The 14,125-nt window shown below is 41.6% G+C and carries 9 protein-coding genes; 1 reads left to right on the forward strand and 8 read right to left on the reverse strand.

The genetic code is table 11. The annotated features are described in order from the left end of the window. Positions 1 to 34: 34 nt before the first annotated feature. The 4 genes from F2A31_RS14175 to F2A31_RS14190 all read right to left on the reverse strand — a co-directional run bounded on the left by F2A31_RS14175 (position 35) and on the right by F2A31_RS14190 (position 3,907). Complete coding sequence (locus F2A31_RS14175; protein WP_150027104.1) at positions 35 to 385, reverse strand: lysozyme inhibitor LprI family protein; 351 nt, start codon at positions 383 to 385, stop codon at positions 35 to 37. Between the two features lie 135 nt (positions 386 to 520). Then, entirely contained in the window at positions 521 to 1,123 is a 603-nt protein-coding gene (locus F2A31_RS14180) for an OmpW/AlkL family protein (protein ID WP_150027106.1), read from the reverse strand. 470 nt (positions 1,124 to 1,593) lie between these two features. Then, entirely contained in the window at positions 1,594 to 2,958 is a 1,365-nt protein-coding gene (locus tag F2A31_RS14185) for a Na+/H+ antiporter family protein (protein ID WP_150027108.1), read from the reverse strand. A gap of 76 nt (positions 2,959 to 3,034) precedes the next feature. Beyond that, the gene (locus F2A31_RS14190) at positions 3,035 to 3,907 is read right to left on the reverse strand and encodes an alpha/beta fold hydrolase (protein WP_150027110.1); all 873 of its coding nucleotides are present in this window, start codon (positions 3,905 to 3,907) and stop codon (positions 3,035 to 3,037) included. A 93-nt stretch (positions 3,908 to 4,000) separates the two neighbouring features. Between F2A31_RS14190 and F2A31_RS14195 the strand changes: the two genes are divergently transcribed. Further along, complete coding sequence (locus F2A31_RS14195) at positions 4,001 to 4,510, forward strand: DUF4442 domain-containing protein (RefSeq protein WP_171490605.1); 510 nt, start codon at positions 4,001 to 4,003, stop codon at positions 4,508 to 4,510. 81 nt (positions 4,511 to 4,591) lie between these two features. Here F2A31_RS14195 and F2A31_RS14200 read toward each other — a convergent pair whose 3' ends face one another. From F2A31_RS14200 to rpoB, 4 genes are all read right to left on the reverse strand, one after another. Next, entirely contained in the window at positions 4,592 to 4,948 is a 357-nt protein-coding gene (locus tag F2A31_RS14200; protein WP_150027114.1) for a DNA transfer protein p32, read from the reverse strand. Positions 4,949 to 5,148: 200 nt separating this feature from the next. Beyond that, complete coding sequence (locus F2A31_RS14205) at positions 5,149 to 5,514, reverse strand: DNA transfer protein p32 (RefSeq protein WP_150027116.1); 366 nt, start codon at positions 5,512 to 5,514, stop codon at positions 5,149 to 5,151. A 169-nt stretch (positions 5,515 to 5,683) separates the two neighbouring features. Continuing rightward, positions 5,684 to 9,877, reverse strand: coding sequence for a DNA-directed RNA polymerase subunit beta' (gene rpoC, locus F2A31_RS14210; RefSeq protein WP_150027118.1), 4,194 nt, complete (start codon positions 9,875 to 9,877; stop codon positions 5,684 to 5,686). 156 nt (positions 9,878 to 10,033) lie between these two features. Then, the gene (gene rpoB, locus F2A31_RS14215; RefSeq protein ID WP_150027120.1) at positions 10,034 to 14,122 is read right to left on the reverse strand and encodes a DNA-directed RNA polymerase subunit beta; all 4,089 of its coding nucleotides are present in this window, start codon (positions 14,120 to 14,122) and stop codon (positions 10,034 to 10,036) included. Between the last annotated feature and the right edge of the window lie 3 nt (positions 14,123 to 14,125).

Consider the following 14,125-nt stretch of genomic DNA (forward strand, 5'->3'; position numbering starts at 1 on the left):
TAATTTTTTATATCAAATCCATTCAAAATCGAAATTAGAATGGAACTTGGCTCAGTACACGTTCTTGTAAAAGCTGGTCAAGCTGTTGTTGCCGTTGCATATATGCCCGTTTAATACAAGCCTTGTTTGCTCCACAGGCATTACGCTGCTTTAACCACTTAACTTGCAGACCTTTTTCCGCATCTCGTCCCCCCATTGGTAATGCATGTAAAATGATCTGATAAGTTGTTGCTAACTTTACATCAGCATCATTGAGTTCACGATCAGCACAGATTTGATGCTCGGCTTTTAACTGAACAGCCTTACAGGAGAAACTCGCTGCGTGGGTTTGGGAAAATAATGTAAATGATATCCCCAAAAATACAGCTATAAGTAACCTTTTCATCTTTCTCTCTACTTCTACGCTGGTATAAGTGACTCATGTAGCATATAACACCGAATATCTTTCAACTGTATTTATTTCATACTGATATCGCAAAGAAACCTCACTAGATGTGAGGTTTCTTTATCTGTTTTTATTTTAAAATTTATAACTATAACCTAATGTATACACCATCGGATTGATATCGAGGTCAGTCAGTTTTGTACCATTCAATCTTACTTCAGGTTTAATTTGCGCATAACGTGCATCAAAGAATACGCCCCAATTTTTTGCATCAGCAGGCTGGAATGTAAAACCTAATTGCCCCGCAAAACCAAAGTCGTCTTTCACTTTAATTTTTTCACCTGATAATGGACCAACTGTTTTCTCATCCCATGCAATAAATGCAGTTCCTCCTACACCAATATAAGGTGTGAAAGCTGTTGAGTTCTTAAAATTATATTTAGCAGTAATGGTTGGTGGTAAGTGTTTGAGCTTTACCACTTTAGTTCCATCTAGAGAAACATCATGTGCTATTGGTGTAGCCAATAATAACTCAGCTGAAAATGGTGTATCCCCAAAAAAGTACTCAACTGATGGTGTAAATGCATACTCATAATCAGCTTTTAAAGTGCCAACATCAGCGATTGTTGTTTTATCTGTTGGTGCAATAACACTGGCCCCAACTTTAACCTGCAAACCTCCTGCAAAAACAGTTGAAGACATCCCCAATAAACCAAGAACCAATATTTTTTTTAACATTTTCAAAACCTCTTTAATAAAATTTAAAACCTACGTACTTATAATAATCATGAGTTTTTATATTATGCAATACATATTAATTCCTAGCATTTTAATCATATTTTCAAGCGTATGATTCACAAAGATATATAATTGTAAATATATGTAACAAGACTAAAACCCAGCACACGAGTCAACATTAAATACATGAAAACCAAGCACTTTAGTAAGGATTTAACAGATAAAAATAAGGATCAAAAGTAGCTCAAAAATATATTTTTCAGTTTAATTTAACAAAACAATCAGATATAAATAAAAAAAATAGTCAAAAAACGTCACTTTAATACCTTTAAAAAAAAATACTATTCATTTTTTTAATATTAAAACTTCTCGAGAAGATTCTTATTAATAAAATATATTTTATTTAACGCTTATACTTTATTATTTCTTAATATAAAAAATGACTCTAAGAGAGTCATTTTTATTTCATACTATAGGACCATCGCAGCAATCCAACCAAAGATCAATAGCGGCAGATTAAAATGTAAAAACGTCGGTACAACCGTATCTCGCATATGATCGTGTTGCCCGTCGATATTTAAACCTGAAGTCGGTCCTAAAGTTGAATCGGATGCAGGTGAGCCTGCATCTCCCAAAGCAGCAGCCGTTCCAATAAGCGCAATTGTTGCCATAGGACTAAAACCGAATTGCAAGCACAATGGTACGTACATTATGGCTAAAATCGGTACCGTGGAAAATGAAGAACCTATCCCAAGAGTAATCAATAATCCAACCAATAACATCACAAAAGCGGCAAGTGCTTTACTGTCCCCAATCCATCCTGCTGTCGCTTTTACCAACTCAGGAACTTGATGCGTTGCCTCAATCACCGCAGCAAAACCTTGGGCTGCGATCATGGTAAAGCCAACCAATGCCATCATTCTCATTCCACTCACGATAACATCGTCAGCTTCTTTCCATTTAAAAATCCCAGCGCAACTTAGAATCGCAACCCCCACTAATCCCGCAACAATCATAGAGTCAGAGTAAAGCTGAACAATAATGGTCGCAATCACAGCAAAAGCGGCCATAAATAAGGTAAATCGTGCAATTTGTGGTGCTTGTTGCTCCTGGGCCATTTCCCCCACGATACTTCGTGTTACATTATGCAAAGCCTTATCTTCATATATTCGTGGCTTACGATAACTCACAAATAAAGCTGTCAGCATTCCAAGAAACATTCCCCCCACAGGAATAATCATAGCGCGAGGAATTTGATCATTACTGATCTGTAAACCATAACTCTGACCAAAATGATTAATGTTATGTGCAAGAATATCATTCAAAAATATTGCGCCAAACCCCATGGGTAAGAACATATAAGTTGCGACTAAACCAAATGTAAGCACGCAAGCCACCGCTCTACGGTCTAAACGTAAATGATTAAACACGATGAGTAATGGCGGAATGAGTACAGGAATAAAAGCGATATGCACAGGAATGACATTCTGCGATGCAATAGCAGCGAGTCCGATGGTACTAAAAATGAGAAATTTCACCTGCTTTTGAGCACGAATATCTGCATCATTTTTAAGACTTTTAACCAGTTTATAGGCTAAAAGATCAGGTAAACCTGAACGTGCCAAAGCTAAGGCAAACGCACCCAAAACACCATAAGCCAGTGCAATTTTTGCACCACCACCTAAACCGTTGTTGAATGCATCTAAAGTGCCTTGTAGCCCTAAACCAGCCAATAAACCACCAGTCAAAGCACCAATGACCAATGCAAATACGACGGGAACACGCCCTAAGGAGAGGCCGAACATGACAGCAACCGCTGCAATAATTGCAAACATAACTCTGAACTATATGAAACGAGGGCGCCATTTTAGCAGAGTTTAAATTGAGCGATTGCTATCTGATAGTTTTTATTTATGCATTTTTCACGATAAATTGACGAATATAATCCGCAATTTTTTCAGGTTGGCTGAGTACCGCCCAGTGATTTGCATCCAACTCTACATACTCAAAATTTTCAACCCATTTTGGCATCGATTCAGTAATGTATTCTGGACTTACAAAGGCATCACGACGTAATACGATTGCCTGAACAGGACATTGTGCATAGCGCTGACGTGGTTGAGTTAAAGATGGAATAAAGTTAGCACGATACAAATTAATTCCATATTTACCATCAGCAACAATATTTGCATTTAATGGTAAATCTTGCTTCTTCTCTAGACCGCTCAAAATTTTGCCCCATCTTTCTGGGCTAAAGAATGTCCATACAGTCGGAGCCAGCAAAGGTAAATGGAATGCACCGATATACCAAGATTTCGTTAACATTTTCAAAACATTGCTCGGTGCAGATTTGAATTTTTCACGTAAATATAAAGATGCATGATCCAAACAAGGCCCTGAAATCGTTGTATAAGACAACAAGCGACCTTTAAGTTTCGGCTCAGTCGCTGATTCCCATGACTGTAAAGATCCCCAGTCATGTGCAGCCATATGGAAATTACGATTCGGTAAGACTTGATCAACTACTTCCTGTAGATCCAAAGATAAGCGCGGCAAACGATAATCTTTAATGCGTTTTGGAATCGATGATAAGCCCGCACCACGCACATCATAAGTTACAACAAAGTAATCATTTACTAATTTTTCAATAATTGGTTCCCAAACTTCTTGGTTATCTGGATATCCATGCACCAAAACCAATGGTGTCTTTTTCTGATCTCCCCATGTTTTCACACACAAGGTTTGTTGGTCAGATGTGGTCACTGTTTTTACTTGTACTTGCATAACTCTTTCCCATTTTGTTTTTAAGTGGCCTGGTCATAAAACAGCCATTGCCAGCAATGCAATAAAAATGATACTTATGGAGTATGAATAGAGTTGCAAGAAAAAAAATTGACCATGAAAGCCTTTTTCAAAAAAATTCGCACCATTCCGGTTGTGTCTAAATTTATCATCAACCATTACTCACCGTATCGTGGTGCAGGTATCGCTATAGATACCATTGATCTAGAGAACTATTTTATTCGCGTCAAAATGCCACTCACCCGAAAGAATCGTAATATCGTCGGTACTCACTTCGGAGGCAGCCTCTATTCAATGGTTGACCCATTTTATATGCTTATTTTGATGCACCATCTAGGTCACAAGTATATTGTCTGGGACAAAAGTGCTTCGATCAATTTCCTCTCCCCTGGCCGCAATACAGTCTACGCAGACATTCAACTTAGTGCGAATGAAATTGCGGAAATTAAACACTTGGCCGAAAAGCATGAACCTGTATATAGGCATTACACTTTAAATATCGTTGATGATGCAGGAACACGAATCGCAGGAGTAGAAAAAGTACTTTATATTCGACGTAAAAAATCCAAAGCCAGTTTAAAATAATACGGCCAAAAGACTAGAATGCCTGCAAAATAAATTTCAGGCATTCTTGATATATTGGAAAAGAGGTTAAAATGTGTCGTGCTATTTCTTCTCTTGGATAGCAGCACCAGCACCGCCACCGATTGCACCACCAATCGCGGCACCCGAATCACCACCCAAAATTGCTTTTCCGACTACTGAACCGATACCTGCACCAATTGCACTACTGGTTGTTGTACTGCTACTACCACCTTTGGCATTAGCACCAACACCTGCGCCAGCTGCGGCACCAATACCTGCACCAAGCCCACCACCAACATGATTACCGACACCGCCACCAACAGCACCGCCTAATGCAGCTGCACCAATACGCTGATCAGATGCACTCATGTTCTGACAGCCTGTAAACATCACCGCCGATAACACTAAAGTAGACACTAAACCAATTGCTCTTTTCATGATCGTACTCACTCCTTTATGCTCTACTAAAAAGCATAATCTTCTTTTATGAGGAATTTGATCACATTGTGTTATCACTCTGTCCCAATCGATTGATATTTTGTAACCCCTAGCTTTATACTTATTCTCCAACTAACAAGCATAAAAAAAAAGCTCTTATTTAAAGAGCTTTTTTCATTTTCTTCTATATTGCGCGTATTTTAGTACTTGCCTTTCTTTTCGCCATAAGCCGCACCAGCACTACCACCAAGTGCACCACCAGTTGCCGCACCAGCTTCACCGCCTAATACTGCACCACCCAGCCACGCACCTACACCAGCACCAATCGCACTATTGCGTGTATTTTTACTGTTCGCACCTTTTGCATTTGCAGCTACACCAGCTCCCACTGCAGCACCAAGACCAGCACCTATATTACCACCAAGATTTTTACCTACAGCACCACCTGCACCACCACCAATTGCAGCAGCACCAATACGTTTACTTTCTGGACTTGCATGTTGACAACCAGCCAAGATTGTCGATGACATCAATACTGCACCCATTAGCATCATCATTTTTTTCATTTGAATTACTCCGCTCTCATATGTCGCTAGAATAATACGCTTTAATGAAGTTTTTAATCAGATCAAGTAACCAAATGCGAGTGCTATACCTTGTTTTTGTAATATTTTGCTCGTATTTTCTCCATTAAAAAAAGGCACCCGAAGATGCCTTTTTTTAATCAACTTGAATTTAGAACTGGTCTGAATTCAATGCTTGACTAAATGCTTGGTCAACTTCACTAAAGTCATTGTGAAGTTCAAATTCAGCAGCTTCCGCTTCTTGACGACGACGCTCTAAGTGATACGCAAGACCTGTACCCGCTGGGATCAAACGACCCACAACAACGTTTTCTTTCAGACCACGTAAGTCATCTTCTTTACCTGTTACAGCCGCTTCAGTTAACACACGTGTGGTTTCCTGGAACGATGCAGCAGAGATGAACGAGTCAGTAGAAAGCGATGCTTTGGTAATACCCATCAATTGACGCTCAAACTTCGCAGGGAACTTGTTCTGAGCCAATACAGCTTGGTTCTCTTGAACAACACGGATGTAATCCACTTGCTCACCTTTGATGAAGCTTGTATCACCACCATCAGTGATATCAACTTTACGCAACATTTGACGTACAACAACTTCAATGTGCTTATCGTTGATTTTTACACCTTGGAGACGGTAAACGTCTTGAACTTCGTTCACGATGTAGTTGGTTAATGCTACTTCGCCTTTCAAACGCAAGATGTCATGTGGGTTTTGTGGACCATCAGAAATGGTTTCACCACGGTTCACATGCTCGCCTTCGAATACGTTGATTTGACGCCATTTTGGAATCAATTCTTCGTAGATCTCTGAACCGTCATCAGGAGTAATCACTAAACGGTTCTTACCTTTAGTCTCTTTACCGAAGCTTACGATACCAGACACTTCTGCCAAGATCGCATGTTCTTTAGGCTTACGAGCTTCAAACAAGTCAGCTACACGTGGAAGACCACCGGTAATATCACGAGTACGTGAAGATTCTTGTGGTACACGACCAATGACATCACCCACACCAATTGTTTCACCATCACGAACGGTCACAATTGTGTTTTGTGGCAAGAAGTAGAACTGTTCGCCGCCATCGGTTGTATCCAACACGATTGCAGGACGTAAATCTTTACCAGAAGCAGGACGTGCTGTTACAGGCAAGATTTCAACAGTTGTCATACCTGTTGCATCATCAGTTTTCGATGTCGCCGTTACACCATCAGCAATCTGGCTGAAACGTGCTTTACCTGCAACTTCCGTAACGAGTGGATGCGTATGTGGATCCCAAGTCGCCACGATACCACCCGCTTCTACAGTCTCACCATCTTTAATTAAGATGCTTGCACCGTAAGGAAGTTTATAACGCTCACGCTCACGACCTAAGTCATCGGCAATACCAATTTCACCTGAACGAGAAACTGACACCAAATGGCCTTTGGCATGTTGTACAGTTTTCACGTTATGGAAACGTACAGTACCTTTATTACGGACTTGAACGCTGTTTGCAGCCGAAGTTCGGCTCGCAGCACCACCGACGTGGAAGGTACGCATCGTTAACTGTGTACCTGGCTCACCAATTGACTGTGCAGCCATAACACCGACAGACTCACCTGGGTTCACCAAGTGGCCACGTGCAAGGTCACGACCATAACATTTCGCACATACACCAAATGTAGATTCACACGCAATCACTGAACGTACTTTAACTTCATCAACACCCGCTTCTTCAAGCTGAGCAGCAATTTTCTCGTCAATCAACGTACCACGAGGTAATACCACTTCATCATCAGATGCACGACGTACATCTTCAGCAGTTACACGACCTAATACACGATCACGTAATGGCTCGATGACATCACCACCTTGAATGAATGGAGTCATCACTAAGCCACCCGCTGTACCACAGTCAGGCTCAGTAATTACTAAATCTTGTGCAACGTCTACAAGACGACGCGTTAAATAACCAGAGTTCGCAGTTTTCAATGCAGTATCGGCCAAACCTTTACGCGCACCGTGTGTCGAGATGAAGTACTGAAGTACTGTCAAACCTTCACGGAAGTTTGCTTTAATTGGGGTCTCAATGATCGAACCATCTGGCTTCGCCATCAAACCACGCATACCAGCAAGCTGACGGATCTGCGCTGCACTACCACGGGCACCCGAGTCAGACATCATATAAATTGAGTTGAATGACTTTTGCTTCTCGTCTTCACCTTGCTTGTTTTTCACAAGTGTATAAGACAAGTTATCCATCATCGCTTTCGCAACTTGATCGTTAGTACGTGCCCAAATATCGACCACTTTGTTATAACGTTCACCAGCTGTTACGAAACCTTGCTCAAACTGTTGTTCAATTTCACGAACTTCAGTTTCCGCCTTATCGATAATCACCTGTTTCGTTGGTGGGATAAGCATGTCTTCCATACCAACAGATACACCTGAACGCGTCGCTTGACGGAAGCCCAAATACATCAATTGGTCAGCGAAGATTACGGTATCTTTCAAACCAAGCTTACGGTAGCAAGAGTTGATTAACTTCGAGATGTTTTTCTTAGTCATCTCAAGATTGATCATGTCAAAGCTTAAACCCTGAGGAACGACTTCCCAAAGTAAGCAACGACCTGGTGTTGTATCAACAATAATCGTTTGTTGTTCACGTTCACCATTTTCATTGATCACAGTTTGGTGTACACGTACTTTTACACGCGCATGCAAATTAACTTGCCCTGTTGCCAAAGCACGGTTCACTTCATGCGTATCTGCAAACACCATACCTTCACCTTTGGCATTTACCGCATCACGTGTGATGTAGTAAAGACCCAAGACCACGTCCTGAGAAGGAACGATGATTGGCTCACCGTTTGCAGGTGACAAGATGTTGTTGGTAGACATCATCAATGCACGAGCTTCAAGTTGTGCTTCTAATGTCAATGGAACGTGTACCGCCATTTGGTCACCATCGAAGTCGGCGTTAAACGCAGCACATACGAGCGGGTGAAGACGGATTGCCTTACCTTCAATAAGAATAGGTTCAAATGCTTGAAGACCTAAACGGTGAAGTGTTGGTGCACGGTTCAACATCACTGGATGTTGACGAATTACAGAAGCAAGAACGTCCCAAACCTCTGGAGTCTCACGCTCAACCATTTTCTTCGCAGCTTTAATGGTTGTTGCTTGGCCAGATGCTTGTAGTTTCGCGAAAATGAATGGTTTGAATAATTCAAGAGCCATTTTCTTCGGAAGACCACATTGGTGAAGACGTAAAGTAGGGCCAACCGTAATTACCGAACGACCAGAATAGTCAACACGTTTACCAAGTAGGTTTTGACGGAAACGACCTTGTTTACCTTTGATCATATCTGCCAAAGATTTTAATGGACGTTTGTTCGAACCTGTAATTGCACGACCACGACGACCGTTATCAAGCAACGCATCAACAGACTCTTGTAACATACGTTTTTCGTTACGTACGATGATATCTGGCGCAGCAAGGTCAAGAAGACGCTTCAAACGGTTGTTACGGTTGATCACACGACGATATAAATCGTTCAAGTCTGAAGTCGCGAAACGGCCACCTTCAAGTGGTACAAGCGGACGTAGATCTGGTGGAAGTACTGGAAGTACATTCATCACCATCCATTCAGGCTTGTTGTTCGAATCTTTGAATGCTTCCATCAATTTCAAACGTTTTGACGCTTTTTTAAGTTTCGTCTCAGAGGTTGTTTGTGGAATTTCTTCACGTAAACGCGCAATCTCAGCTTCAAGATCGATATCTTTTAATAAATCCTGAACTGCTTCTGCACCCATTTTCGCAGTGAATTCATCACCGTGTTCTTCAAGTGCATTGTAGTATTCTTCGTCTGTTAAAAGTTGATACTTTTCAAACGGAGTCATACCAGGATCTGTTACAACATAAGATTCGAAATACAATACACGTTCAATATCACGTAATGTCATATCAAGCAGCAAACCGATACGGCTCGGTAATGATTTCAAGAACCAAATGTGTGCTACTGGAGAAGCAAGCTCGATGTGACCCATACGTTCACGACGAACTTTAGCAGTTGTTACTTCAACGCCACATTTTTCACAAATGACGCCTTTGTATTTCATACGCTTGTATTTACCACACAAGCATTCATAATCTTTTACTGGACCAAAGATTTTGGCACAGAATAAACCGTCACGTTCAGGTTTAAAAGTACGGTAGTTAATGGTTTCAGGCTTTTTAACTTCACCGTGAGACCATGACTTAATCATCTCTGGTGACGCAAGACCAATACGGATACGGTCAAATTCAACAGGTGCATGACCTTCTGAATCCGTTTTCTTACGCATGATATCGAGCAAGTCTTTCAATTTTTTTCTCCGTGTGTCGGGAAGCTACGCTCACCCGACTGGGTCACAAATATTGTTTTCACTGAAATATGGAATCTTCCCTCGCCTCTCTTCTCAAAGAGAGAAACTCCCTCTTTATTTAAGGGAGTGAGGAGTAGCTATAGCTCCTCAAGGGATTTAGTCACCATTTTTCAGTTCAATGTTGATACCTAAAGAACGGATCTCTTTGGTCAATACGTTGAACGATTCAGGCATACCCGGATCCATATAATGGTTACCATCTACAATATTCTTATAGATGCGTGTACGACCTTCGACGTCATCCGACTTCACAGTAAGCATTTCTTGAAGGGTATATGCTGCACCGTATGCTTCAAGTGCCCATACTTCCATCTCACCGAAACGCTGACCACCGAATTGTGCTTTACCACCAAGCGGTTGTTGTGTCACAAGCGAGTAAGAACCTGTTGAACGCGCATGCATCTTGTCATCAACCAAATGGTTCAATTTGAGCATGTACATGTAACCTACAGTTACAGGACGGTCAAACTGTTCACCAGTACGACCATCAAACAATACGGTTTGACCAGTACGTGGCAATTCAGCAAGCTCAAGTAACTCTTTAATTTGACTTTCTTCAGCACCATCAAATACTGGTGTTGCCAAAGGCACACCTGCACGCAGGTTACCTGCAAGTTTTAAAACTTCTTCATCGGTTAAGCTATCAAGATCTTCTTGTTCGCCACCAACTTTGTTGTAGATCTTGTCGAGGAACGCACGCAATTCAGCAATAGTACGTTGCTGTTGGAGCATCTTATCAATTTGCTCACCCAGACCTTTCGCCGCCATACCCAAGTGAGTTTCAAGAATCTGACCCACGTTCATACGTGATGGTACACCCAATGGGTTCAATACGATATCAACTGGCACACCGTGAATATCATGCGGCATGTCTTCTACAGGTAAGATGTTTGATACCACACCCTTGTTACCGTGACGACCCGCCATCTTATCACCAGGCTGAATACGACGCTTAACCGCAAGGTAAACCTTAACAACTTTTAATACACCCGTTGTTAACTCATCACCTGTAGAAAGCTTACGCTTCTTCTCTGCAAATTTCTCATCGATTTCGATGCTCTTCTCTTTCAAGAACACTTGAATTTGCGTTAAACGTTCAGCAATCGCTTCATCAGCTGGTTGGATTTCAAGTAAATCAACAAGCTCTAAACCAGACAATACATCTTCTGAGAGTTTATCGCCACGCTTGGTTGTACCGCCACCATTTGACTCTTGACCTTTCAACAAGCGAACAATACGTTCACGTGCTGCTTCTTCGAAGATTTTATATTCTTCTTTTAAGTCTTTACGATATGCATCAAGCTGAGCTTTCTCAATTGCTTGAGCACGTTCATCTTTTTCCAAGCCATCACGAGTGAAAACTTGAACGTCGATCACTGTACCTTTAGTACCAGATGGAACACGTAAAGAAGAGTCTTTAACGTCAGCCGCTTTTTCACCGAAGATTGCACGAAGCAACTTCTCTTCAGGCGTTAACTGAGTTTCACCTTTAGGCGTTACTTTACCAACTAGGATGTCACCAGCAGTAACTTCAGCACCGATATAAACAATACCTGATTCATCAAGTTTAGAAAGCGCAGCTTCACCTACGTTAGGAATATCAGCAGTGATTTCTTCTGCACCTAACTTAGTATCACGTGCTACACATGACAATTCTTGGATATGAATCGATGTTAAACGGTCTTCTTGAAGTACACGCTCAGATAATAAGATCGAGTCTTCGTAGTTGTAACCATTCCATGTCATGAACGCTACACGCATGTTTTGACCAAGCGCAAGTTCACCCATGTCTGTTGATGGACCGTCTGCCAAGATGTCACCGCGAGCAACTTTGTCGCCCAAGTTCACAATAACATTTTGGTTAATACATGTATTTTGGTTAGAACGTGTGTATTTGATCAGGTTATAAATATCTACACCTGCTTCACCCGCAATCATTTCATCTTCGTTTACACGAATAACGATACGAGATGCATCCACATATTCAATCACACCACCACGACCGGCGATCACACAGACACCTGAGTCGCGTGCTACGTTTGCTTCCATACCTGTACCAACAAGCGGCTTGTCAGCACGTAGTGTAGGAACAGCCTGACGTTGCATGTTTGAACCCATCAATGCACGGTTCGCATCATCGTGTTCAAGGAATGGAATCAATGATGCTGCAACAGAAACAACCTGCTGTGCTGAAACGTCCATATGGGTTACGCGTTCAGGCGACATACGTACGAATTCACCTTGGTGACGCACAGAAACCATTTCTTCGGTCAGGTTGCCATCTTTATCTACTGCTGAGTCAGCCTGTGCAATAACAGTACCCACTTCCTCAATTGCAGATAAGTATTCAACCTCATCAGTTACACGACCATCGACAACTCTACGATATGGGGTTTCCAAGAAACCGAAATCGTTCGCTTTTGCATATACAGAAAGCGAGTTGATCAAACCAATGTTTGGACCTTCAGGTGTTTCAATTGGACAAACACGACCATAGTGAGTTTGATGTACGTCACGTACCTCAAAGCCTGCACGCTCACGTGTCAAACCACCAGGACCAAGCGCAGATACACGACGTTTGTGTGTAATCTCAGACAATGGGTTGTTTTGGTCCATGAACTGAGATAACTGGCTTGAACCAAAGAATTCTTTGATTGCTGCAGCAACAGGTTTTGCGTTGATTAGATCTTGTGGAGACAAGTTATCTGTTTCTGCTTGGCTTAAACGCTCTTTAACTGCACGTTCAACACGTACCAAACCAACACGGAATTGGTTTTCAGTCATTTCACCAACAGAACGCACACGACGGTTACCCAAGTGATCGATATCATCGACTTCACCTTTACCGTTACGGATTTCAACCAATGTACGCAGTACATCAATGATATCGTCGTGCGATAAGATACCTTCAACTTCACGTGACTTCTGATCAGTACCCACTTCGTAAGGACGACCCAAACGACGGTTGAACTTCATACGACCCACTGGAGACAGGTCATAACGCTCAGAAGAGAAGAATAAGTTATTAAATAGGTTTTCAGCCGCTTCTTTTGTCGGCGGCTCACCTGGACGCATCACTTTATAGATTTCAACAAGTGCTTCTTCACGACCTGTTGTTGTATCTGCACGCAATGTATCTGCAACAAAAGGACCACGATCAATATCATTTGTAAACAGAATATTAAACTGTTTCACGCCGCCTTCAGCGATTTTCACCATGATTTCATGGCTCAATACTGTATTTGCAGCAATGACATCGCCATCTTTCAGCGTAATATCTTCAGCTGTAATACGCTCGTACAAATATTCATCAGGCACTGAAAGCTTAGCTAAGTTCGCTGCTTCCATTTGACGTACGTGACGTGCATTAATACGTTTACCCTGTTCAACAATGGTTTTACCATCATTGTCCAAGATATCAAATTGCGCCATTTCGCCACGTAAACGATCTGGAACGAGGTCAATTTGATAGCTACCCATATCAAGATATACAGGTACTTTTTCGTAGAACAAATTCAAAATTTGCTCATTGGTATAATTCAAAGCACGTAGAATCACGGTCGCCAATAATTTACGACGACGGTCAATACGTACAAAGACTAAGTCTTTAGCATCAAACTCAAAGTCTAACCATGAACCACGGTAAGGAATAATACGTGCTGAATACAACACTTTACCACTTGAGTGGGTTTTACCCTTATCGTGATCAAAGAATACGCCTGGTGAACGGTGTAATTGGGATACGATTACACGCTCGGTACCATTAATAACAAAGGTACCATTATCAGTCATGAGCGGCATTTCACCCATGTAGACTTCTTGTTCACGAACGTCTTTAATTGATTTCGTTTCACGATCTTTAATGATCAAACGAATTTTTACGCGCATTGGTGCCGCATAAGTCGAACCACGTAAAATACATTCACGTACGTCAAACTCTGGTTTACCAAGGCTATACTCAACAAATTCTAAAGCAGCATTGCCAGAATAACTTTCAATAGGAAAAACTGAACGAAATGCGGCTTGGAGACCGATATCTTCGCGATTTTTTGGAGTTTTACCGCCTTGCAAGAATGTACGGTACGAATCGACCTGAATCGAAAGCAAGTACGGTGCATCCATTACTTGGGGCAATTTACCAAAATTCTTACGGATCCGTTTCTTTTCGGTATATGAGTATGCCATCTG

Source organism: Acinetobacter suaedae (genome assembly GCF_008630915.1).
Classification (GTDB): Bacteria; Pseudomonadota; Gammaproteobacteria; order Pseudomonadales; family Moraxellaceae; genus Acinetobacter; species Acinetobacter suaedae.

Bases quoted from the DNA above. Each gene is read 5' to 3' on its own strand.
- F2A31_RS14175 (WP_150027104.1), bottom strand. From the start codon at position 385: ATGAAAAGGTTACTTATAGCTGTATTTTTGGGGATATCATTTACATTA.
- F2A31_RS14205 (WP_150027116.1), bottom strand. From the start codon at position 5,514: ATGAAAAAAATGATGATGCTAATGGGTGCAGTATTGATGTCATCGACA.
- F2A31_RS14180 (WP_150027106.1), bottom strand. From the start codon at position 1,123: ATGTTAAAAAAAATATTGGTTCTTGGTTTATTGGGGATGTCTTCAACT.
- F2A31_RS14190 (WP_150027110.1), bottom strand. From the start codon at position 3,907: ATGCAAGTACAAGTAAAAACAGTGACCACATCTGACCAACAAACCTTG.
- rpoB (WP_150027120.1), bottom strand. From the start codon at position 14,122: ATGGCATACTCATATACCGAAAAGAAACGGATCCGTAAGAATTTTGGT.
- F2A31_RS14185 (WP_150027108.1), bottom strand. From the start codon at position 2,958: ATGTTTGCAATTATTGCAGCGGTTGCTGTCATGTTCGGCCTCTCCTTA.
- F2A31_RS14200 (WP_150027114.1), bottom strand. From the start codon at position 4,948: ATGAAAAGAGCAATTGGTTTAGTGTCTACTTTAGTGTTATCGGCGGTG.